Source organism: Staphylococcus sp. FSL W8-0271, assembly GCF_038006605.1.
Classification (GTDB): domain Bacteria; phylum Bacillota; class Bacilli; order Staphylococcales; family Staphylococcaceae; genus Staphylococcus; species Staphylococcus cohnii.
The window spans coordinates 1,563,944-1,588,775 of sequence record NZ_JBBOVM010000001.1 but is presented as its reverse complement, the minus strand read 5'-3'; the positions used below and the strand labels follow the sequence as shown (position 1 = coordinate 1,588,775).

The 24,832-nt window shown below is 32.7% G+C and carries 20 protein-coding genes and 2 pseudogenes; 21 read left to right on the top strand and 1 reads right to left on the bottom strand.

Annotated elements, in window-relative coordinates:
• Window positions 1-68: 68 nt before the first annotated feature.
• The 14 genes and pseudogenes from pnp (at window position 69) to rny (ending at window position 17,497) form a co-directional block, all read left to right on the top strand.
• Window positions 69-2,177 carry a polyribonucleotide nucleotidyltransferase gene (pnp, locus tag NST87_RS07815; protein WP_019468699.1) on the top strand — a complete coding sequence of 703 codons (2,109 nt, stop codon included), beginning with the start codon at window positions 69-71 and terminating at the stop codon, window positions 2,175-2,177.
• Between the two features lie 353 nt (window positions 2,178-2,530).
• Window positions 2,531-4,204 (top strand): ribonuclease J2, encoded by a 1,674-nt coding sequence (gene rnjB, locus NST87_RS07810; protein WP_019468700.1) that lies wholly within the window; start codon window positions 2,531-2,533, stop codon window positions 4,202-4,204.
• A gap of 277 nt (window positions 4,205-4,481) precedes the next feature.
• Window positions 4,482-5,358 (top strand): annotated as a pseudogene (locus NST87_RS13815) (cell division protein FtsK); the annotation flags it as partial.
• A 104-nt stretch (window positions 5,359-5,462) separates the two neighbouring features.
• Window positions 5,463-6,917, top strand: a pseudogene (locus NST87_RS13810) (DNA translocase FtsK); the annotation flags it as partial.
• A gap of 2 nt (window positions 6,918-6,919) precedes the next feature.
• Window positions 6,920-7,633: a GntR family transcriptional regulator gene (locus tag NST87_RS07800; protein ID WP_019468702.1), complete on the top strand. Its 714-nt coding sequence runs from the start codon at window positions 6,920-6,922 to the stop codon at window positions 7,631-7,633.
• A 10-nt stretch (window positions 7,634-7,643) separates the two neighbouring features.
• Window positions 7,644-8,933 (top strand): EF-P 5-aminopentanol modification-associated protein YfmF, encoded by a 1,290-nt coding sequence (gene yfmF / locus NST87_RS07795; protein ID WP_037539894.1) that lies wholly within the window; start codon window positions 7,644-7,646, stop codon window positions 8,931-8,933.
• Window positions 8,933-10,219 carry an EF-P 5-aminopentanol modification-associated protein YfmH gene (gene yfmH / locus NST87_RS07790; protein ID WP_340721524.1) on the top strand — a complete coding sequence of 429 codons (1,287 nt, stop codon included), beginning with the start codon at window positions 8,933-8,935 and terminating at the stop codon, window positions 10,217-10,219. The genes yfmF and yfmH overlap by 1 nt, the downstream gene beginning before the upstream one ends.
• A gap of 3 nt (window positions 10,220-10,222) precedes the next feature.
• Entirely contained in the window at window positions 10,223-10,927 is a 705-nt protein-coding gene (ymfI, locus tag NST87_RS07785) for an elongation factor P 5-aminopentanone reductase (protein ID WP_019468705.1), read from the top strand.
• Window positions 10,928-11,119: 192 nt separating this feature from the next.
• A complete protein-coding gene (locus NST87_RS07780) occupies window positions 11,120-11,950 on the top strand; it encodes a DUF3388 domain-containing protein (RefSeq protein WP_019468706.1) in 831 nt (276 codons plus the stop codon).
• A gap of 31 nt (window positions 11,951-11,981) precedes the next feature.
• The gene (locus tag NST87_RS07775; protein ID WP_019468707.1) at window positions 11,982-12,374 is read left to right on the top strand and encodes a helix-turn-helix domain-containing protein; all 393 of its coding nucleotides are present in this window, start codon (window positions 11,982-11,984) and stop codon (window positions 12,372-12,374) included.
• Between the two features lie 52 nt (window positions 12,375-12,426).
• On the top strand, window positions 12,427-13,005 hold the full coding sequence (gene pgsA, locus NST87_RS07770) for a CDP-diacylglycerol--glycerol-3-phosphate 3-phosphatidyltransferase (protein ID WP_019468708.1): 579 nt from the start codon (window positions 12,427-12,429) through the stop codon (window positions 13,003-13,005).
• A 229-nt stretch (window positions 13,006-13,234) separates the two neighbouring features.
• Entirely contained in the window at window positions 13,235-14,380 is a 1,146-nt protein-coding gene (locus tag NST87_RS07765; protein ID WP_019468709.1) for a CinA family nicotinamide mononucleotide deamidase-related protein, read from the top strand.
• Window positions 14,381-14,551: 171 nt separating this feature from the next.
• Window positions 14,552-15,604, top strand: a complete 1,053-nt coding sequence (gene recA, locus NST87_RS07760; RefSeq protein WP_019468710.1) for a recombinase RecA — start codon at window positions 14,552-14,554, stop codon at window positions 15,602-15,604.
• A gap of 333 nt (window positions 15,605-15,937) precedes the next feature.
• A complete protein-coding gene (gene rny / locus NST87_RS07755; RefSeq protein WP_019468711.1) occupies window positions 15,938-17,497 on the top strand; it encodes a ribonuclease Y in 1,560 nt (519 codons plus the stop codon).
• 243 nt (window positions 17,498-17,740) lie between these two features.
• Here rny and NST87_RS07750 read toward each other — a convergent pair whose 3' ends face one another.
• Window positions 17,741-17,956, bottom strand: coding sequence for a hypothetical protein (locus NST87_RS07750; protein ID WP_019468712.1), 216 nt, complete (start codon window positions 17,954-17,956; stop codon window positions 17,741-17,743).
• A 166-nt stretch (window positions 17,957-18,122) separates the two neighbouring features.
• On the opposite strand from NST87_RS07750, the gene NST87_RS07745 reads away from it, so the two are divergent.
• The 7 genes from NST87_RS07745 to NST87_RS07715 all read left to right on the top strand — a co-directional run bounded on the left by NST87_RS07745 (window position 18,123) and on the right by NST87_RS07715 (window position 24,396).
• Window positions 18,123-18,914 (top strand): TIGR00282 family metallophosphoesterase, encoded by a 792-nt coding sequence (locus NST87_RS07745; RefSeq protein WP_019468713.1) that lies wholly within the window; start codon window positions 18,123-18,125, stop codon window positions 18,912-18,914.
• 110 nt (window positions 18,915-19,024) lie between these two features.
• Window positions 19,025-20,785 carry a 2-oxoacid:acceptor oxidoreductase subunit alpha gene (locus tag NST87_RS07740; RefSeq protein WP_019468714.1) on the top strand — a complete coding sequence of 587 codons (1,761 nt, stop codon included), beginning with the start codon at window positions 19,025-19,027 and terminating at the stop codon, window positions 20,783-20,785.
• Window positions 20,786-21,652, top strand: coding sequence for a 2-oxoacid:ferredoxin oxidoreductase subunit beta (locus NST87_RS07735; protein WP_019468715.1), 867 nt, complete (start codon window positions 20,786-20,788; stop codon window positions 21,650-21,652).
• Between the two features lie 144 nt (window positions 21,653-21,796).
• Window positions 21,797-22,420 (top strand): poly-gamma-glutamate hydrolase family protein, encoded by a 624-nt coding sequence (locus NST87_RS07730; protein WP_019468716.1) that lies wholly within the window; start codon window positions 21,797-21,799, stop codon window positions 22,418-22,420.
• 132 nt (window positions 22,421-22,552) lie between these two features.
• Complete coding sequence (locus NST87_RS07725) at window positions 22,553-23,176, top strand: poly-gamma-glutamate hydrolase family protein (RefSeq protein WP_340721522.1); 624 nt, start codon at window positions 22,553-22,555, stop codon at window positions 23,174-23,176.
• A gap of 68 nt (window positions 23,177-23,244) precedes the next feature.
• On the top strand, window positions 23,245-23,646 hold the full coding sequence (locus tag NST87_RS07720) for an RrF2 family transcriptional regulator (protein WP_340721521.1): 402 nt from the start codon (window positions 23,245-23,247) through the stop codon (window positions 23,644-23,646).
• Window positions 23,647-24,099: 453 nt separating this feature from the next.
• Window positions 24,100-24,396: a thiamine-binding protein gene (locus NST87_RS07715; protein WP_019468719.1), complete on the top strand. Its 297-nt coding sequence runs from the start codon at window positions 24,100-24,102 to the stop codon at window positions 24,394-24,396.
• Window positions 24,397-24,832: the final 436 nt, after the last annotated feature.

Genomic DNA, 24,832 nt, shown 5'->3' with positions numbered 1-24,832 from the left:
ATACTAATATAAATCATTATTAATAAATGATATGATAGGATTAACAGATAAATGAGAGGAGATTCGTAATGTCTCAAGAAAAAAAAGTTTTCAAAACTGAGTGGGCAAATAGATCTTTAACGATTGAAACTGGACAATTAGCTAAACAAGCTAACGGCGCAGTACTTGTTAGATATGGTGATACAGTCGTTTTATCTACTGCAGTAGCGTCAAAAGAACCACGTGATGGTGACTTTTTCCCATTAATGGTTAACTACGAAGAAAAAATGTATGCTGCAGGTAAAATACCTGGTGGTTTTAAAAAACGTGAAGGCCGTCCGAGTGATGAAGCTACATTAACTGCACGATTAATTGATAGACCCATTCGTCCATTGTTTCCTAAAGGTTATAGATATGACGTACAAATAATGAATACAGTCTTAAGTGCTGATCCTGATTGCTCCCCTGAAATGGCAGCAATGATAGGTTCGTCAATGGCATTAAGTGTTTCTGATATACCTTTTCAAGGTCCAATAGCAGGCGTGAACGTTGGTTATATAGATGGAGAATATGTGATTAACCCTACCGTTGCACAAAAAGAAGTATCTAGACTTGATTTAGAAGTAGCTGGTCATAAAGATGCTGTAAATATGGTAGAAGCAGGTGCAAGTGAAATTACAGAAAATGAAATGCTTGAAGCTATTTTCTTTGGACACCAAGAAATTCAGCGTCTAGTTAGCTTCCAAGAAGAAATCCTCGATCATATTCAACCAGAGAAAAAAGCATTTGTTCCTGTTGAAAAAGATGAAACACTTGTTGAAAAAGTAAAATCATTAACTGCATCACATGGTTTGAAAGATGCCGTGTTAACATTTGATAAGCAACAACGAGATATTAACTTAGATGAACTTAAAGAAAAAGTTGCATCAGAATTTGTTGATGAAAATGATGATGAGAATGAAGATTTAATCAAAGAAGTATATAGTATATTAGATGACTTGGTTAAAGAAGAAGTAAGACGTCTGATAGCAGAAGAAAAAATTAGACCAGATGGTCGTAAAACAGATGAAATTCGCCCATTAGAATCTGAAGTTGGTATTTTACCAAGAGCACATGGTTCAGGTTTATTTACAAGAGGACAAACACAAGCACTTTCAGTATTAACATTAGGCTCAATGAGTGAATATCAAATCTTAGATGGCCTTGGTGAAGAAGAACAAAAACGTTTTATGCATCACTATAACTTCCCAAATTATTCAGTTGGTGAAACTGGACCAGTTCGTTCACCTGGTCGTCGTGAAATTGGACATGGTGCATTGGGAGAACGCGCGCTTAGCCACATCATTCCAGATGTTAAAGACTTCCCATATACTGTGAGAATAGTGAGTGAAGTATTAGAATCAAACGGTTCATCATCACAAGCTTCTATTTGTGGCTCAACCTTAGCATTGATGGACGCGGGTGTTCCAATCAAAGCCCCAGTTGCTGGTATCGCTATGGGATTAGTTACACGTGACGATAGTTATACCATATTAACTGATATACAAGGTATGGAAGATGCACTTGGTGATATGGACTTTAAAGTAGCTGGTACATCTGAAGGTATTACAGCTATACAAATGGACATCAAAATTGATGGTTTAACCAAGGAAATTATTAAAGAAGCATTAGATCAAGCTCGAGAAGGTCGTTTGGCTATATTAGATCATATGCTACAAACAATTGATACACCACGTGGTGAACTAAGTGCCTTTGCACCTAAAGTTGTTACGATGTCTATAAAACCTGAAAAAATTAGAGATGTCATTGGTCCGGGTGGTAAAAAAATCAATGAAATCATTGATGAAACGGGCGTTAAGTTAGATATCGAACAAGATGGAACGATATTTATTGGTGCAGTAGATAAAGATGCTATTGAAAAAGCGCGAAGTATCATTGATGAAATTACAAGAGAGGCAGTAGTTGGAGAAGTATACAACGGTACAGTTAAACGTATTGAAAAATATGGTGCGTTTGTTGAATTATTCCCAGGTAAAGACGCACTTGTACACATTTCTCAAATTGCTAATGAGCGCATTGATAAAGTAGAAGATGTGTTGAAAGTAGGAGACACATTTAAAATTAAAGTTACAGAAATTGATAAACAAGGTAGAGTCAATGCTTCACATAAAGCATTGTTATCAAATAATACTAAATAATGTTTATTACTAGAGACTGGTAAAATGATGAGAACTGCTTACAATAGAATTATTTTAATTCTATTGTAGAAAAGTTCAAGTCATATCACTAGTTTCTTTTTTTAATATTTCAGCATTCATAATTAAATAAGATTAAGCCAAAAGCTGAAAATAAATGTGAATATATACATAAAAAGTGCGACAAATACATCATTGCATACCTTAGAATCATTTTTACATAAAAATAAATCATCCAATAATATATTTTAAAACAACTAAAGTAGCTACTTTAATAGTGTACATAAGGCCTATTTTAACTTATAATAAACTATGAGTTTATATATGGACGGGTAATTTAAATAGGAGGTAACATTTTGAGTTTAATTAAGAAAAAAAATAAAAATATTCGTATTATCCCTCTCGGAGGCGTTGGGGAAATTGCGAAAAATATGTATATCGTTGAAGTAGACGATGAAATGTTTATGTTAGATGCGGGACTGATGTTTCCAGAAGATGAAATGTTGGGTGTAGATATCGTTATTCCTGATATTCAATATGTGATAGAAAATAAAGACAGATTAAAAGGTATATTCCTAACGCACGGCCATGAACACGCGATAGGTGCTGTTACTTATGTGCTTGAGCAAGTTGATGCGCCTGTTTATGGTTCTAAATTAACAATTGCATTAATCAAAGAAAATATGAAAGCTCGCAATGTAAATAAGAAAGTTAGATATTATACTGTTAATAATGAATCAATTATGCGCTTTAAGGGTGTTAATGTCACATTCTTTAACACTACACATAGTATTCCAGATAGTTTAGGCGTATGTATACACACTTCTTATGGCGCTATTGTATACACTGGCGAATTCAAGTTCGATCAAAGTTTACAAGGGCATTATGCTCCGGATTTGAAAAAAATGACTGAAGTTGGACAAGATGGTGTGTTTGCTTTAATCAGTGACTCGACTGAAGCAGAAAAGCCAGGTTATAACACGCCAGAAAACGTGATAGAATCTCATATGTATGATGCGTTTACGAAGGTGAAAGGTAGATTAATTGTTTCATGTTATGCATCTAATTTTATTCGTATTCAACAAGTTTTAAACATTGCGCAAAGATTAAATAGAAAAGTATCTTTCCTAGGGCGTTCATTAGAAAGTTCATTTAATATCGCTAGAAAACTTGGCTATTTTGATATTTCTAAAGATTTGCTCATACCAATTAATGAGGTTGAAAATTATCCAAAAAATGAAGTGATAATTATTGCAACTGGTATGCAAGGAGAACCAGTTGAAGCTTTAAGTCAAATGGCACAAAAGAAACATAAAATAATGAATATTGAAGAAGGAGATTCGGTCTTCTTAGCAATTACTGCGTCTGCTAATATGGAAGTGATTGTTGGAAATACGCTTAATGAACTCGTTCGTGCAGGAGCAGAAATCATTCCTAACAGTAAAAAAATTCATACTTCAAGTCATGGTTGCATGGAAGAATTAAAAATGATGATTAATATCATGAAGCCTGAGTATTTCATTCCTGTAAATGGTGAATTTAAAATGCAAATTGCGCATGCTAAGTTAGCTAATGAAGCTGGCGTCCAACCTGAGAAAATATTCCTAGTGGAAAAAGGCGATGTAGTAAACTATGATGGTGAAGAAATGATTTTAAATGAGAAAGTCAATTCCGGCAATGTGCTCATTGATGGTATTGGTGTAGGTGATGTTGGTAACATCGTGTTACGTGATCGTCATTTACTTGCTGAAGATGGCATCTTTATCGCAGTTGTAACGTTAGATCCTAAGAATCGTAGAATTGCCGCTGGTCCTGAAATTCAATCACGTGGTTTTGTTTATGTAAGGGAAAGTGAAGCTTTATTAAATGAAGCTGAAGAAAAAGTGCGTGAAATCGTTGAATTAGGTTTACAAGAAAAACGTATTGAATGGTCAGAAATTAAACAAAATATGCGTGATCAAGTAAGCAAATTGCTTTTTGAAAATACAAAACGCCGTCCAATGATTATACCGGTAATATCTGAAATTTAATAATTTCTATTCTAAAATAAAGAGGTTAAGACAGACGCTTTGGTAAGATTATTTAAAAGTAAATTGTATATATGTTATATCTAAACAAGATATATACAACCTTTAAATATACTGGAGCGAATAATGTCTTACCTCTTTTATGTTATTATAAGTATATAATAAAATGATTTTTATAGAATTTAAAATCATATTTATAATTTGTATTATCACTTGATATTAAAATACACAAATATGATTCATATACATATCGAAAAACAGAGTTGAAAAGAAGGTGTGAATGTTGGCGCAAACGAGAAAGAGCTCAACAACAAAGAAAAAAACATCGAATACGAGAAAGAAAACTGCAAATAATAAAAAAAAGAAAAGTGAGAGTCCATTAAGATATATTCTTGCGATAGTAATTTTTATTGCTATCATTCTTGGTGTTTTTCAATTGGGTATTATAGGCACAATGATAGATAGTTTTTTTAATTACTTATTTGGCACAAGTAGATACTTAACTTATATCTTAATTTTGATAAGTACTGTATTTATTACTTACTATAAGTCATTGCCGAAGACGAGACGTACTACAGGTGCATTTGTTTTACAAATTGCATTATTACTTGTGACTCAAACAGTGTACTACTTCATGCATAGAGCTCAATCATTAAGAGAGCCAGTGTTATCATATGTTTATAAATCTTATGAACATAATACATTTCCAAATTTCGGTGGAGGATTATTTGGGCATTACTTATTGGCGTTATTTATACCACTCATTTCAATTGTCGGTGTAATTATTGTAACGTTATTATTAATAGCTTCTAGTTTTATCTTATTGACAAAACAAAGACATAGAGATGTGTCAAAAGTTGCTTTTGAAAAGATGAAAGTAAAAAGTCAAGATGCTTCTGCAAATCTTAAAGAACGCCGTAAAGAAAATAAAGTTAAAAAAGATGCTAAAGCACGTATAAAAGCTGAAAAAAAAGCAGAAAAGGCTACGGAACAAGCACAAACTCAAAATAATGTTAAGGATGTAACTGATCTACCAGAGATAAGTAACAATACGCCTGAACAACAATCAATTCCAATTTATGGACATAACGATTATAAAGATGAGGAAATTAAACAAACACAAACTCAAAACAAGAGATCGAAACGCGTATTTGATCAAAATAATCAAAGTACAATCCAAGAAGCAAATCCAGAAGATAACGCAATCATTGATCAACCAATTAATGAATTGGAAGAAGGTGAAGCACAAGATGAAGATGCGGCTTCAAATTCCATATCTGAAGCTGGAGAAGTAGAAAACGAAGCATATAAAATACCACCATTAACATTATTGAAACAACCAACTAAACAGAAATCGACTTCTAAAGCAGAGGTGCAGAAAAAGGGGCAGTTGTTAGAAAACACATTGAAAAACTTTGGTGTAGATGCTAAAGTGACTCAGATTAAAATAGGCCCAGCAGTGACACAATATGAAATACAACCTGCTCAAGGGGTTAAAGTGAGTAAGATTGTTAATCTGCATAACGATATTGCGTTAGCCTTAGCAGCTAAGGACATACGTATCGAAGCACCAATACCTGGACGATCTGCTGTAGGTATAGAAGTACCAAATGATAAGATTTCACTTGTTTCTTTAAAAGAAGTATTAGATGAAAAATTCCCTGCTTCTAATAAGTTAGAAGTAGGACTAGGTAGGGATATTTCAGGTGACCCAATCACAGTAGAACTTAACAAAATGCCTCATTTACTTGTAGCAGGTTCTACAGGAAGTGGGAAATCTGTTTGTATCAATGGTATTATTACAAGTATCCTATTAAATGCAAAGCCACACGAAGTTAAACTTATGTTAATTGATCCGAAAATGGTAGAATTAAATATATACAATGGTATCCCTCATTTACTCATACCTGTTGTAACCAATCCGCATAAAGCATCACAAGCTTTAGAAAAAGTAGTGGCAGAAATGGAAAGACGTTATGACTTGTTTCAACATTCTTCAACTAGAAATATTGAGGGGTATAATGAAGCAATTAGAAAGCAAAATGAAGAGTTAGATGAAAAACAATCTGAGTTACCATATATTGTTGTTATTGTAGATGAGTTAGCAGATTTAATGATGGTTGCTGGTAAAGAAGTAGAAAACGCAATACAAAGAATCACACAAATGGCTCGTGCAGCAGGTATTCACCTAATAATCGCAACGCAACGTCCTTCCGTAGATGTAATTACTGGTTTAATAAAAAATAATATACCATCTAGAATTGCTTTTGCTGTGAGTTCACAAACAGATTCTAGAACGATTATTGATAGCGGCGGTGCAGATAAATTACTTGGTAAAGGTGACATGCTTTATGTTGCTAATGGTGGATCCACTAGAACTAGAGTTCAAGGGGCGTTTTTAAGTGACCAAGAGGTTCAAGACATCGTAAATTATGTCGTAGAGCAACAAAAAGCGAATTATGTAAAAGAAATGGAACCAGATGCTCCCGTTGAAAAATCAGAAATGAAGAGTGAAGATGCCTTGTATGATGAAGCGTATTTATTTGTAATTGAACAACAAAAAGCAAGTACATCGTTATTACAAAGACAATTTAGAATTGGTTACAACCGTGCTTCCAGATTGATGGATGATTTAGAACGTAATCAAGTGATTGGACCACAAAAAGGTAGTAAACCTAGACAAATACTTGTGGATTTAGATAGTGATGAGGTGTAAATATGGAATTAACTTCTGTTTATAAAGTAAAAGAATGGCTGATACAAGAGATAAATGCGAGAGCATTGAAACCAGGAGATGCTTTACCTAGTAATCTTGCTGTTGCTAGAAAATTAAATGTTAAAACAGATGATGTATATGATGCAGTTGACGAACTAATTACTGAACAAGTGTTATCTAACAATTTAGAAGAAGGTGCAAGTGTTAAAACGCTGCACCCGTTCTTCTATCCGTTAGATGAATTGGTTAGTATTAGTAAAATGATTGAAAATCAAGGTTACCATGCGAGTACGGAGTATATCAGTTTAGACGAAAAACCTGCGACATCTTTAGATGCTCAGAGATTAAATCTTCCTGAAAAAGCGTTAGTAACAATTATTGAACGCGTGAGAATGGCCGACCGAATGCCAGTTGTTTATTGCTTAGATAAGCTGCCAGCAGAAGATTTAACATGTGCACAGTATCAAAATAGTGATGAATCGTTGTTAAACGCAATTGAATATTATGCTTCGAAAAAAGTTGCATACGCAGAAACTGAGATAGAGGCTATTGGTTATGAACCACATATATCAGACATATTGGATGCCTCACCACATGAAGGGCTTATGTTGTTGAAATTAATTCATTATGATAAAAATGATCAACCAATACTTTATTCTTTTAATTATTTCAAAAGTAGTTTAGTAAAATTTAAAACGGTTAGAAATAGTATATAATAACAAAATTATGAAAGTGAGGTTTGACAATTTGAAAATAAATGAACAGCAAAATGATTTGCATATTAATGTGTTACCAACAACAAAGTTCAAAACAACCACAATTACTTTAAAATTTATGGCTCCATTAGATAGTGAAACCATGACAGCTCGATCAATACTCAGTAAGTTACTCGTGCGTGCTACTAAAAAATGGCCGACAGACAAGGCGTTTAACCGTCATCTTTCAGAATTGTATGGTGCGTATGTTAATAGTTTTGTCTCAAAATTTAAAGACAAACATGTCATAACGATATCATTGGAGTTAGTCAACGAACGTTATCTTACGGACCAAACACCATTATTTGAAAAGGGTTTAGATTTGTTAACAGAAATGGTTTGGCATCCTCTAGTTTCTAATGATAGTTTTGATGAAAACTTTGTTTCACAAGAAAAAGCTTTACTTACTAAAAAATTAGAAGCAATGGTTGATAATAAATCTCAAATATCTTTTTTAAATTTATTGAAGTATATGTTTGGTGAACAGCCGTATCGTCACCTAGCATCAGGGCAAGTAGGTTACATAGCAAATATAACACCCGAAACTTTATATCATACATATCAATCTATGCTCAAGAATGACTATTGTGCTGTTTATGTCGTAGGAAATGTAGATGAACAAGAAGTAAAATCTCAAATCAAAACTTATTTTGATATAAAACCATTCCAATTCAAACAATCTCATGCGACGCCAGTACCACAAGCAGATAAAGTGCCACAAGAAATCGTAGAAACAGATGAAGTGGACCAAGCTAAATTAAATATTGGATTTAAACTGCCAGTACAATTTGGAGATAAACAATATTTTGCTAGTGTTGTTTTTAATACCATGTTTGGTGGAGATCCCTCTTCCGTTTTGTTTAATGAAGTTCGAGAAAAACAAAGTTTAGCGTATTCAATACATTCGCAAATAGATGCAAAAAATGGTTTTATGTTTGTACTTAGTGGTGTTTCATCTGATAAATATAGCGTAGCAAAAGATACAATTATTGCGGAATTTGAAAAGTTCCAGCAGGGTCAATTTAGCGAAGAAAAACTGGAACTGGCTAAGAAAATTATCATTTCTCAACGTCAAGAGTCGTATGATCGTCCTAAACGTATCATAGAGATATTAAATAATAATATTTTATTAGAGCATGATATATCAGAGGAAGATTACATTAAACATATTCAAGATGTTAATAAATCTGAAATCATAGAATTAGTTAAAAATATAGAACTCAATACCATTTATATATTAACGAAAGGAGGCCAACATTAATGCAAAGCACATATTATGACCAAATAGATGAAACTGTTTATGAAACTGAGTTGAATAATGGATTGAAACTGTTTGTGATACCTAAAACAGGCTTTCAGAAAACATTTGTTACATATACAACGCAATTTGGTTCTTTAGACCGTAAATTCAAACCACATGGTAGTGAAGGTTATGTTACTGTACCAGATGGTGTTGCACACTTTTTAGAACATAAACTATTTGAAAATGAAGAAGAAGACTTATTCACAGCATTTGCAGAAGATAATGCACAAGTAAATGCATTTACTAGTTTTGATCGAACAAGTTATTTATTTAGTGCAACAGATAATGTTGAAAATAATATAAAACGCTTGTTAACGATGGTCGAAACACCTTACTTTACTGAAGCATCTGTAAATAAAGAAAAAGGTATTATTGCTGAAGAAATTAAAATGTATCAAGAGCAGCCTGGCTATAAATTGATGTTTAATACGCTGAGAGCTATGTATGAATCACATCCGATTCGAGTTGATATAGCGGGTAGTGTAGAAAGTATTTATGACATTACCAAAGAAGATTTATATCTTTGCTATGAAACATTTTATCATCCTTCTAATATGGTTTTATTTGTTGTTGGAGATGTAGATGTAGATCATATTTACAATGTTGTTGCAGAACATGAAAATCAAAGAGATAAAACGAATCAATCTCAAATAGTAAGGGATCCGTTAATAGAACAAGATAGTGTAAGAGAAAACACAGTAACTGAAAAGATGAAGTTACAATCACCTAGAATTATGCTTGGCTTTAAAAATACACCATTAGCTGATGTGCCAGATAAATTATTAGTAAAAAAAGATTTAGAAATGACTTTGTTTTTTGAATTATTATTTGGTGAAGAAACTGATTTTTATCAAATGTTACTTAATGAAGAGTTGATAGATGAAACATTTGGTTATCAATTTGTATTAGAACCTACATATAGCTTTTCTATGATTACTAGCGCAACACAACATCCAGACAAATTAAAAAAATTATTATTAGATGAACTAGAAGCAAAACAGGGTAATTTAACTGATGCAGAAGCGTTTAATTTATTGAAAAAGCAATTTATTGGAGAGTTTATATCCGGTTTAAATTCCCCTGAATATATAGCATATCAATATACAAAACTTTATTTTGAAGGTGTAAGTTTATTTGATTTATTAGATATTGTAGAAAGTATTACGTTAGAGAGTGTAAATGAAACAGCGCAAACGTGTTTGAATTTATCCCAAATTGTTGATAGTCGTTTGGAGATGAAATAAACAATGAAGGCTTTGGTTATAGGTGGTTCAGGATCTATAGGTTCTGCAATCGTTAATCGTTTGTTGTCTGATGGATATGAGGTCATCGTCCATTACAATAACGCTGATATCAATCAACTAAATGTTCAGTTCAACCATAGTTCAGTACAATTTATACAATGCGATTTGCGCAATGTAAAAGACTTTAATCAATATTTTCATTTTATAAAAAATTTAGATTGTCTTATTTATGCAAGTGGAACCGCGTTGTATGGTCAGTTGCAAGATATGACAGATGCGATGATTGATGAGCATTATCAAATTCATGTGCGTCAATTAATTAGAATATGTAGATATTTTGTAGATCAGTTACGACAAAGTCATAATGGTCGAATTGTAGTTATTTCATCAATTTGGGGAGAAACAGGTGCAAGTATGGAAACGATCTATTCGGCGATGAAATCAGCTCAAATTGGTTTCGTAAAAGCATTGAGTCAAGAACTATCAATGACTTCAGTCACTGTGAATGCCATCGCACCTGGTTTTGTGAGTGGTAATATGTTAAAAGCTTGGGGAGAAAGTGAACTTGAAACTTTGACCCAGGATTTACCACAACAAAGGTTTATTGAGCCTGAAGAAGTTGCGCATACCTGTAGTTACCTTTGCAATCCATTAGCTAAAAGTGTGACTGGTACAATACAAAAAGTGAATGGCGCTTGGTATTTATAATTTTTGATATAATTGAAAAAATAAACCACTTGTGAAACATTCAATGATATAATATCAATATCATTCATTACATTACATTTTAAAGTTATTTATGCTGTACCATGCTTTTTTCATTTAATAGATAACTAGAAATGTGATAGATTTTAGTCAAAGCTAATTGCTGTGATTTATAAACTAAGGGGTGTATATGCCATGACAGTTGCTGCAAAAAAAGAATGGTATTTAGAATATGAAATAACAATGAACAGAGCTGGACTGCTAGGTGATGTTTCCAGTTTGTTAGGTATGATGGGTATAAGTATTGTTACAATAAATGGTATTGATGAAGGTAGAAGAGGTCTGTTAATTAAATCTGATAATCTTGAAAAAGTTAGTAGATTTGAAAATATCGTTAGTGAAATTGATGATATCTCTATTACCAAATTACGTAAACCAGAATTGCGAGATCGATTGGCAGTGCGACATGGCAGATACATAGAACAAGATGCTGCTGATAAAAAAACATTTCGTTTTGAAAGAGAAGATTTGGGTTTATTAGTAGATTTTATGGCCGAATTATTTAAAGAAAAAGGTCATAAATTGATTGGTATTAGAGGTATGCCAAGAGTAGGTAAAACTGAATCAATTGTAGCCGGTAGTGTCTGTGCACACAAGCGTTGGTTATTTATTAGTTCTACTTTAATTAAGCAAACTGTTCGTAGTTCACTCATAAAAGGTGAGTATGATTCTGATCACGTCTATATTATTGATGGTGCGGTTACGGCAAGAGAATCCAACCAAAAACATCAAGAATTAGTGAAAGAGGTTATGAGCTTACCAGCAATTAAAGTTGTAGAGCATCCTGATTTATTTGTGGAAACCAGTGATTATGAGATGAGTGATTTTGATTACATCATTGAACTAAGAGAAAATAAAAATCAAGAAATCCATTATGAAGAAATGAAAAAACACACCGTGAAAAGTAAAAATAATCTTGATTTCGGTGACGATGTTTTCGGTGGAGGTTTTGGATTTTTTGAATAGCAAAAGATAATGGATGAGGAGGACTAACATCGTGAGTTTAGTTGGTCAAACTTTAAAAGGACGTCGTGAAAGATTAGGTATGACATTAACAGAATTAGAAAATCGAACAGAAATTAAACGTCAAACTTTGACACTCATTGAAAAAAATGATTTTGAGTCACTTAAAAATGCAGATTATGTAGAAGGCTTTATCCGAAAATATGCAAAGGCTGTAAATATTGATGCTGAACAGCTTATTCATGCACATAGAGATGAAATTCCTAATCATGATAATAACCTGAAAGATACAATTGACGCTTTTTCTTCTGATCATCAACCTACTTATCGTAGTAAAAACAAAGAACCTTTGCAGTTAGCAGTAGTAATAAGTCTGGTGATTATTATCACTGCTATACTGTGGATATTAGCAGTATTATTTTTATAAAAATGTTTTCGTGCATTGTAGTAAGTTATATATATAGAAATGAGGATTTGAAATGAATATTCCGAATTGGATAACTGTTTTTAGAGTTATATTAATTCCAGTATTTCTATTATTCGCTTTAGTAGATTTTGGTTTTGGAAATGTAACTTTTATTGGTGGATATGAAATTAGAATCGAATTATTAATTAGTGGCATTATCTTTATTATTGCTTCGTTAAGTGACTTTGTAGATGGTTATTTAGCAAGAAAATGGCAACTCGTTACAAATATGGGGAAATTTTTAGACCCATTAGCAGATAAACTACTTGTTTCAAGTGCTTTGATAGCATTAGTTGAAATTGGATTAACAAACTCTTGGGTAGCGATTATCATCATTGCGCGTGAATTTGCGGTCACAGGATTACGATTATTACAAATCGAACAAGGTTTTGTAAGTGCAGCTGGGCAATTAGGTAAAATTAAAACGGCCGTTACGATGATAGCGCTAGTATGGATTTTACTTGGTGACCCATTAGCAACGTGGATTGGTTTTCCAATAGGTCAGGTGCTTTTATACATTGGAGTATTCTTTACTGTTCTTTCTGGTATTGAATATTTCTATAAAGGTAGAGATGTATTCAAAGCCAAATAATATGTGTTTAATTCTGACAATCTTGAATTCAACTGGAAAGTGTTTTTTAAAGCACATTTCCAGTTTTTTTATTGAAATAATATGTTTTATAACAGAATGATGATTAATCAAAACAGAACAATTTACAAACGGAATTTTAGTTTTTAGATAGAGTTAGATTTATAATAAAAATAAGAAATTTAACATGTTAAATAGCGAAAAGGTTATTTGTGAACGAGGAGGAAAAAATGTGAATGTGTCAATTATAGCGGTTGGATCTGAATTATTACTGGGTCAAATTGCAAATACCAATGGTCAATATCTGTCAAAATTATTTAATGATATAGGACACAGTGTTGTAGAACATATTGTAGTAGGAGATAATCCTGAAAGGCTTGAACGAGCGATACATTCATCTTTAGAGCAATATGATGCTGTTATTCTTACTGGTGGATTAGGACCTACTAAAGATGATTTAACGAAGCATACGATAGCTCAGATATTAGATCGCAATTTGGTCACGGATGAAAAATCATTGGAGTATATAGAGCAATATTTTAAAGATCAAAATGTTGAAATGACACCGAACAATAAACAACAAGCATTAGTCATAGAAGGTGCAATAGTTTTAGATAATAAAGTAGGTATGGCACCAGGCATGTTAATTGAACATAACGATAAACATATTGCTTTATTACCTGGTCCACCTAAAGAAATGCAACCGATGGCAAAAGACGGTTTATTACCTTATTTTTTAAATGGAGAAAGCATTATTTTTTCGGAATTATTGCGTTTTGCAGGCATAGGTGAATCAAAAATTGAAACTATTTTAATGGACTTAATAGATAATCAAACGAATCCTACGATTGCCCCTTTAGCAGGTACACATGAAGTGAATATAAGATTGACGGCGAATGGTGATTCAAAACAAGAATGTGAAGCATTAATAGCGCCAGTAAAAAAAGAAATACTGTCACGTATTGGTAATTATTATTATGGATCTGATGACATTTCCATAGAAGCAGCGTTTTTAAAACATATAAAGCAGTCAATTGCAATCTATGATGGTGTTACAGATGGTGAATTATACTCGAGAATGAAAAATAATGATGATTCAAATAAAATTTTGGGTATGTTACCGCACCACCAACAATTTATCAATCTTAAAGAAAGTATTGAGCGTCAACTGTCAATATCATGTCGTATCGTTAAAGATTTATATAATGCGGAGATAGGTATTTCATTATTATACGAAAATGGTACAGTATACTTAGGTATTTTAGAAAATGAATATCTAACAATTAAATCATTTAAAATGACGAAAAAGAGAAATTTAATAAAAAAAAGAGCACAAAACTATGCATTAATCCGATTATTAAACTATTTTAAAGCATAAATGATTAGACCAAAAACAAATAATGATTAGTACGTACGTTCCCTTTTTGCAAAAAATGTTCTACTACTAGCGAACAAATATTCGCAAAATGCTTGCAGAATACTTTAAATCAATGTATAGTATGGTTAAGATATTTTTCAGAGATAAATCTCACTTAGGAGGTCCAGCGTTTTGGATAATGATCGTCAAAAAGCTTTAGATACAGTAATTAAAAATATGGAAAAATCATTTGGTAAAGGTGCAGTAATGAAACTTGGTGATAATGAAGCACGCAAAGTTTCTAGTGTATCAAGTGGTTCAGTAACTCTAGATAACGCATTAGGGGTTGGTGGTTACCCTAAAGGTAGAATTATAGAAATATACGGACCAGAAAGTTCCGGTAAAACAACTGTTGCATTACATGCCATAGCTGAAGTACAAAAAAATGGTGGCATTGCTGCATTTATTGATGCTGAACATGCTTTAGACCCAGTTTATGCTGAAGCATTAGGTGTTGATATTCAAAATTTATATTTGTCTCAACCAGATCATGGTGAACAAGGCTTAGAAATTGCTGAAGCATTTGTTAGAAGTGGTGCGGTAGATATTGTTGTTGTCGACTCAGTAGCTGCGTTAACACCGAAAGCTGAAATTGAAGGTGAAATGGGCGATACACATGTCGGTTTACAAGCGCGTTTAATGTCACAAGCACTACGTAAATTGTCTGGCGCTATTTCTAAATCAAATACAACTGCTGTATTTATAAATCAAATTCGTGAAAAAGTTGGTGTTATGTTTGGGAATCCTGAAACGACACCAGGTGGACGTGCATTGAAATTCTATAGTTCAGTGCGTTTAGAAGTTCGTCGTGCAGAACAGTTGAAACAAGGCCAAGAAATTGTTGGTAACAGAACAAAAATTAAAGTGGTAAAAAACAAAGTAGCTCCTCCATTTAGAGTGGCAGAAGTTGATATGATGTACGGTAAAGGCATCTCCAAAGAAGGAGAGCTCATTGATCTTGGTGTAGAAAATGAAATCGTCAATAAATCGGGTGCTTGGTATTCTTACAATGGTGAACGTATGGGTCAAGGTAAAGAAAACGTTAAATTATATTTAAAAGAAAATCCAAAAGTTAAACAAGAAATCGATCAAAAATTACGAGAAAAACTTGGTATTTTCGATGGTGACGTTGATGAAAAAGAAGAAGAAGCACCTGCTACACTTTTTGATGAAAAAGATGAATAAATTATATTTTAATGTAAAATAAAAATTTTTTCTTTTATAAAATAAGCTTGTATTTTAAGATATAAGCTTATTTTTTGTTATAATATATAGGTTTAAAAATTATTAAATAAGAATATTTTATGATGAAAATACAACAAGAAATAGACAATAGCAGTAACTATAACTAATTTAATGTAAAATGAGCTATTCAAATAATGAATTAATGTAGTTGCACACCTTGACACTTCTTAGTTTGAAACCGTACAATTACATTGTATGATTCTTATATAACTTCATATAATCATATTGAATTTGATATACAGAGCAAAATCCTAGAAAAAAGGGGGTGTTTGTGTGAATTTATTAAACCTCCTACTCATTTTGCTAGGTATTATTCTCGGAGTTGTTGTAGGGTATATTATTGCCCGAAATATATTGCATCAAAAGCAATTACAAGCAAGACAGACTGCTGAAGATATTATCGAACATGGTAATAAAGAAGCAGAAAATATCAAGAAGGAAAAGCTCCTTGAAGCTAAAGAAGAGAATCAAATCTTAAAAGAGCAAAGTGAAAATGAACTTCGTGAAAGACGTGGTGATCTTCAAAGGCAAGAAGCACGACTTCTTCAAAAAGAAGAAAACTTAGAGCGAAAATCTGATCTTTTAGATAAAAAGGATGAGATTTTAGAGCAAAAAGAGTCTAAACTTGAAGAACGACAACAACAAGTAGATGCAAAAGAGAGTAGTGTTCAGTCATTAATAAATAAGCATGAACAAGAATTAGAACGCATCTCTGGTCTCACTCAAGAAGAAGCTGCCAATGAACAACTTCAAAGAGTCGAGGAAGAATTGTCACATGATATTGCAATACTTGTTAAGGAAAAAGAGAAAGAAGCAAAAGAAGCAGTCGATAAAAATGCAAAAGAGTTATTAGCAACTACTGTACAACGGTTAGCTGCAGAGCATACTTCAGAATCTACAGTATCAGTTGTTAATTTACCAAATGACGAAATGAAAGGTCGAATCATTGGTAGAGAAGGTAGAAATATAAGAACGTTAGAAACGTTAACTGGTATTGATTTAATTATAGATGATACACCAGAAGCAGTTATTCTATCAGGTTTTGACCCAATTAGACGCGAAATTGCAAGAACTGCATTAGTAAATCTTGTTTCAGATGGACGAATCCATCCTGGAAGAATTGAAGATATGGTTGAAAAAGCTCGAAAAGAAGTAGACGATATTATAAGGGATGCGGGTGAACAAGCAACATTTGAAATTAATGTGCATAATATGCATCCAGATTTAGTTAAAATTCTAGGTCGTTTACAATATCGTACTAGCTATGGTCAAAATGTGTTAAAACATTCTATAGAGGTTGCCCACTTAAGTGGCATGTTAGCAGCTGAATTAGGAGAAGATGTTACATTAGCCAAACGTGCTGGATTACTTCATGATGTTGGTAAAGCTATCGATCATGAAGTTGAAGGAAGTCACGTTGAAATTGGTGTGGAATTAGCTAAAAAATACGCTGAAAGTGAAACAGTATTAAATGCTATACACTCACATCACGGTGATGTAGAACCAACTTCTATTATTTCTATATTGGTTGCAGCAGCGGATGCTCTATCAGCTGCTAGACCAGGTGCTCGTAAAGAGACTTTAGAAAATTATATTAGAAGATTGGAAAGACTAGAAACACTTTCAGAAAGCTATGATGGTGTTGAAAAAGCATTTGCAATCCAAGCTGGTAGAGAAATCCGGGTTATTGTATCACCAGAAACTATCGACGACTTAAAGTCACATCGCTTAGCAAGAGATATTAAGAGCCAAATTGAAGACGAACTTCAATATCCTGGTCATATAAAAGTGACAGTTGTTCGTGAGACTAGAGCAATTGAATACGCAAAATAATAAATAAAAACATAATTAAGTTATGAAATAACTGCTAGCAAAAAGTAAAACTTTGTTGGCAGTTATTTTTAGTTTGTTAAAAATAATACAATTTTTGACATATTGAGCAAGTATCAATATATTGTGAGGAAGAAATCTACTGACAATATAAATGAGTCTGGGGCATCATTGATGTCTCAGACTCATTGTTTAAAAACTAAGCATTATATCTTAGTTTCTGTTATTGTTATGTGCTATGTTTAGTTATTTTAACTCTAAGTCTACTTTCTGTAATTCTTTGATTACTTCAGCAGTGTCATAACAACTTGTGGAGATATTGGCATACCTTTCAGCAAGTCTATAAGCATTGATATATAACTCTAAGCTATCCTTAGCAATATCTTCCGGATTGTCACTATTTGCAGGGTTTGCAGAGACAACTAAATCAGCAAAATGTTGTGGATCAATATTAATTGACATTTCTTACATACAACTCCTATTTTTTTGAAATGATACTTAACTATAATATAAATATTACCACCAATCTGAAATTTAAAACAAAGTAATGTTTATGAATATTTATTAAAGAGCCTTTTCATCATAGATAATTTCAATTAAACTAACAGTAAGAGAGGATGACACGTAAATGAGAATTTTATTTATTGGGGATATTGTTGGTAAATTAGGTAGAGAAGCTATTTCAAACTATTTACCCAAGTTGAAACAAACTTATAAACCTACCGTTACAATAGTAAACGCAGAAAATGCAGCTCATGGTAAAGGTTTGACCGAAAAAATATATAAATCTTTACTAAGAGAAGGCGTTGATTTTATGACAATGGGAAATCATACATATGGTCAACGTCAAATATATGATTTTATAGAGAATGCCAATCGGATGGTTCGTCCAGCTAATTTTCCAGATGAAGCACCTGGTGTTGGTATGCGCTTCATTCAAATTAATGAAATCAAATTGGCTATCATTAATTTACAAGGACGTGCATTTATGCAAGATATTGATGATCCTTTTAAAAAAGCAGATGCCTTAATAGCTGAAGCACAAAAAGAAACAGATTATATCTTTGTTGACTTCCATGCAGAGACTACTTCAGAAAAAAATGCAATGGGATGGTATTTAGATAATAGAGTTAGTGCTGTTGTTGGTACACACACACATATCCAAACTTCAGATGAAAGGATATTACCTGGAGGCACAGGATATATTACAGATGTAGGCATGACTGGTTACTACGATGGTATACTTGGTATTAATCGTGAAGAGGTGATTACTCGCTTTATCACGAGCTTACCACAAAGACATGTCGTTCCTGATGAAGGTCGCAGTGTATTATCGGGTGTAATTATAGATTTAAATAAAGATGGTAAAACAAAACGTATAGAACGTATTCTTATTAATGATGACCATCCATTTAAATAATCGTCCATTAGTATGAATTTTTAATTAAACCGCTCTTTTCATAGTAAAAGCGTGGTTTGTTTTGGTATGATGAAATATGAATTATTATAACCACTAGGAGGCTAGATGATATGAAATCTCAAGTATCATGGAAAGTGGGCGGACAACAAGGTGAAGGTATTGAATCAACAGGTGAAATCTTTGCCACTGCTATGAACCGTAAAGGATACTATTTATACGGATATCGTCATTTTTCAAGTAGAATCAAAGGCGGTCATACAAATAACAAAATTAGAGTATCAACATCACCAGTACATGCAATTAGTGATGATTTAGATATATTAATCGCATTCGATCAAGAAACTATCGAATTGAATCACCAAGAAATGCGTAAAGATAGCGTGATTATTGCTGATAGTAAAGCTAAACCAGAAAAGCCTGAACATTGTGAAGCACAATTGGTTGCGCTACCTTTTACTGCTACTGCGAAAGAATTAGGCACGACTTTAATGAAAAATATGGTCGCTGTTGGTGCAACATGTGCCGTAATGAACTTAGACATTTCAGATTTCGAAACACTTATCACCAATATGTTTACTAAAAAAGGTGATAAAGTTGTAGAAATGAATATTGAAGCATTGAATGAAGGTTATCGATTAATGAACGAGCAATTAAGTACTATTGATGGTGATTTTGTTTTAGAAACAACAGAAGGTACACCACATCTATATATGATAGGCAATGATGCGATAGGTTTAGGTGCGTTGTCTGCCGGATCAAGATTTATGGCAGCATATCCTATTACACCAGCATCTGAAATTATGGAATATATGATTGAAAACTTACCTAAAGTTGGGGGTACTGTCGTACAAACTGAAGATGAAATCGCTGCAGCAAATATGGCAATTGGCTCCAACTATGCTGGCGTACGTGCATTTACAGCAAGCGCTGGACCTGGTCTTTCACTCATGATGGAAGCTATTGGCCTATCTGGTATGACTGAAACACCATTTGTTGTTATTAATACACAACGCGGAGGTCCATCCACTGGATTACCTACCAAGCAAGAACAGTCAGACCTTATGCAAATGATTTACGGTACGCATGGTGATATACCTAAAATAGTTGTAGCACCTACTGATGCCGAAGATGCATTTTATCTTACGATAGAAGCTTTCAATCTTGCTGAAATGTATCAATGCCCTGTAATCATTTTAAGTGATTTACAATTGTCATTAGGAAAACAAACTGTAGAATCATTAGACTATAATAAAATCGAAATAAATCGTGGGGAAACGATTCAATCAGATATAGAAAGAGATGAAGCTGATAAAGCATACTTCAAACGTTATGCGTTGACTGAAAGCGGTGTCTCTCCTAGACCGATTCCTGGAGTTAAAGGAGGCATACATCATGTTACGGGTGTGGAACATAATGAAGAAGGTAAGACAAGTGAAGCAGCTGATAACAGACAACAACAAATGGATAAACGTATGCGAAAAACAGAACATCTATTGATTAATGATCCTGTAGAAAATGATGCGTCTCATGAAGCAGCCGATATTCTTTATTTAGGTTTCATTTCTACTAAAGGCGCGATCCAAGAAGGTAAAGAAAGATTAGAGCAACAAGGTTTGAAAATTAACCATTTACAAATTCGACAGTTACATCCATTCCCAAGCAAAACGATACAAGAAGCGGTTGATAAAGCTTCAAAAGTTGTAGTTGTTGAGCATAATTATCAAGGTCAACTTTCAAATATATTAAAAATGAATGTGAACGTTGGAGATAAGTTAATTAATCAAACGAAATATGATGGTACGCCATTCTTACCAAATGAAATAGAATCCAAAGGATTAGAGATTGCCAAAAATTTAAAGGAGTTGGTATAAGTGGCAACATTTAAAGATTTTAGAAATAATGTGAAGCCCAATTGGTGCCCTGGTTGTGGAGATTTTTCTGTTCAAGCAGCGATTCAAAAAGCAGCTGCAAATGTTGGACTAGAACCTGAAGAAGTTGCAATTATAACAGGTATCGGGTGCTCAGGCCGCTTATCTGGTTACGTTAATTCATATGGTGTTCATGGCATTCACGGTCGTTCATTACCATTAGCACAAGGCGTGAAAATGGCTAATAAAGACTTGACAGTTATTGCTTCCGGTGGTGATGGTGACGGTTATGCCATTGGAATGGGACACACGATTCATGCGCTACGTAGAAATATGAATATGACATATATAGTTATGGATAACCAAATCTATGGTTTAACAAAAGGACAAACATCACCATCTTCAGCACAAGGTTTTGTGACTAAATCTACACCTAAAGGCAATATTGAGAAAAATGTTGCGCCACTAGAGCTTGCATTGTCATCAGGTGCAACATTTGTTGCTCAAGGCTTTTCTAGTGATATCAAAGGTTTAACTAAAATGTTGGAAGATGCAATTAATCATGATGGTTTTTCATTCGTTAACGTATTCTCTCCATGTGTAACATACAATAAAGTAAACACTTATGATTGGTTTAAAGAAAATCTTACCAATATTGATGAAATTGAAGATTTTGATACGACCGACAAACAAAAAGCGACTCAAAAAGTTTTAGAATATAATTCATTACTTAAAGGCATCGTATATCAAGACACAGAAACACCTTCTTATGAATCTCAAATTGAAGAAATAGAAGGCACAGCACTAGCCAAAAAAGATATTCACCTTGATGAACAACAATTCAAAGACTTAACAAAACAATTTGTATAGTAGCTTATCTACTTAAATAGTAACCAAAAGCGTAAAATAACTAGCTGATCACAAAAAGATGATTTTCATAGAAAAATCATTGTTTTATATTTGTGGATCAGCTATTTTTATACATAAACATTAAAAGTGGAGGCATAGAGAAAGATGGTTGATCATTTTGCGACAATGAAGGAATTACTAACATACACACACGAAGGTGAAGATTGGGAAATTCAAATGTGTGAAAGGGATTCACCTGTACTCATTACTGCTGTACATGGAGGGGCTATAGAAAGAGGTACAACTGAAATTGCACAATATTTAAGTGAAATAGGAGATTTCAGTTTTTATAGTTTTAAAGGTGTAAGAAAAAATAAAAATAATGAACTTCATGTTACGTCAACTCATTTTGATGAACCAAACTTAAAAAAAATTGTGAGCGAACATGCCCAAGTTATATCGATTCATGGTTGTATGGGTGAGAAAAATGAAGTGTATATCGGTGGTAGAGATGAAGCGTTAATTACGCGCATAAAACAAGTATTAAATGAGGCAGGAATCATTATAAAGGATGCACCATCTCATATTGCTGGTAAACAACAAGATAACTTTGTCAATTGTGGCAAGAAAGGAATGGGCGTACAGTTAGAATTGACCGTTAACTTTAGGAAACATTGTTTTGTTAATAAAAAATTTAATCTAAAGGATAGAGAAGATCGTTCAAATTGGTCAACTTATTTAAAAGAATTTTCGAAAGCAATGGTTAATGCGATCACCTACCATAAATAGTTAACCGCAAATTGCTCAGAAGCAATTGTAAAAATATTGTTAATAAACTAGTGAAAACTTAACAGTGATTTAAGATAGTAGACGCTAAAGTGTGGTAAATAAAAAAGGTACATTTATAAAGGAGGGGGAAATATGTCTGATCGATTTAAGTCTATGACAGAATTAATGGATTATACAGAGGAAAATACGGATTGGGTCATTCATTCTATTAAGCGAAATAGTAATATTATAATAACTGCAATTCATGGGGGAGCTATTGAACCGGCTACTACGGAATTGGCGGAATTGACAGTTGAGAAAGGTAGTTTTGACTACTTTACTTTTAAAGCAATTAGAACAAAAGCTAATTCAGAATTACATGTGACCTCCAGGCGCTATGATGAACCTAAATTGATGAAAATGATTGCTAATAATCCATATGCTATCGCTATACATGGTTGTAAAGGTGAAGATGAAATTATTTATATGGGTGGTAAAGACGAGCAATTAATGGATGCAATGACGGAAGAATTTGAAAAACTAGGGATAGATGTCAGACAAGCGCCATCACATATGTCTGGTGCACATGATGACAATATTATTAATTGCTGTAAAACTGAAAAAGGTGTACAACTCGAATTAACCTCAGGAATAAGAAAAAAATTGTTTGAAAATGAACGCTATAATAAAAAAAGTAGAGAAAACAGCAGTAATTGGTCTCAGTTTATGTATGATTTTGCACAAGCAATCATTAATGCGACCAAAAATATTGCATAATATTGAAAAGGGAAAAGAAACGAGTTATTATAGATTTATTATATCTATAATAGGAAGATGATGAATTTATGAAATTTTCAAAAGCGACTGATTATGCTTTACATGCATTGTTATTTATGATCAATAACCAAGGGGACCAAAAAAAGATTCCTGTACAAGATTTAGCATCTGTTATAGGTGTTTCTACAACTTACTTATCTAAAGTACTGACACGTCTAGTAAAAAGCAATATCATTTCTGCTAGTAGTGGTGCTAAAGGTGGGTATCAATTAAAAAATGGTTGGGATTCAGTATCCATATATGATGTCATTATTACAATTGATGGGAAACAAAGTTTATTAGAGGACTCTTTTAATCATGATGAAGGTTGCCCCGTTAAAGCTATAATGGAAGACGCTGAAACAACTTTGATAACAACATTGAAACAAAAGAAATTAATAAGTTTGGATAAAAAAGCATCAGATAAATGATTTTATAGTATGGAAATAAGAAATGACAAACTATTTCTATATATTATTTTAAATTTATTATAGATATTAAAATCTTTAATCTATGTATAAATAAAAGGAATGGAATTTGAAGATGGTAGTGTTATACAAATAGAGGTACATCTACTCAAATGATGTTTGATACATAAGTCCGCTTTTTAAATAATATAGAGCTACAACATGAAGAACAAGGAAAAATCAAATTGACATTTTCTGGAAAATCAGTATTAATGGGTAGTATGTAGTAGGAGAGAGTAATGATAACTTTCTTAGTCAATTATTCGATGTGCCTTAGATTGGCGAAGAACATTGCCAAAAATAAGATGATGGCTCTTATAGATAAAAATTATCAATAAACAAAGATTTAGAATTCTATACCTTAAGTTAATGTTTTGGTAAACTGAAGATAAGTAAAATTTAAGGGGTTGAATAGGCATGAACGATACTTTAATGAGCGTACAAATTATTCCTAAAACGACTAATGGTGAAGACGTAATACCTTACGTAGATGAAGCAATTAAAGTGATAGATGATTCCGGTTTAGAATATCGTGTTGGACCACTAGAAACAACTGTGCAAGGTGAGATGAATGAATGCTTAATATTGATTCAAAAGCTTAATGAGCGAATGGTAGAACTAGAAATACCAAGTACCATCAGTCAAGTGAAATTTTATCATGTTCCTGAAGGTATCACGATTGAAACATTAACTGGAAAATACGATGAAATCTAAGTGATTTTCATGTTAGATAGATATTGACGATTGATGATATAAAGATAAGATTAAATTATTAACTCTATAAGGTGCATCGTTAATTTAGTTGAAGTTACTAAATAATACGTAAGTACCTTATTTTTTGTGGGTGAAACTAAGGCTAATTTTATACGACAATTTTATAATACTAGAGATACTTTTAAAGGTAATTACAATTTTTCGTGATGATTAATTACAAATTTCTGTTATTGGCTAATATATATTTAAGTAAAAAGAGTTATTGTTATATAAATTGTTAAATCAAAGTTGATTATTGTATATGACTTTTGCACTTTAGTGCTAAATTTAATATAATGAAATAATGATTATAGATAAAGTTATAGAACTTTGAACGACTCGATTGTTAAACAGCGAGATAGAATCTATTTTAAAGCGTTTGTTCTTAGTTTTTATG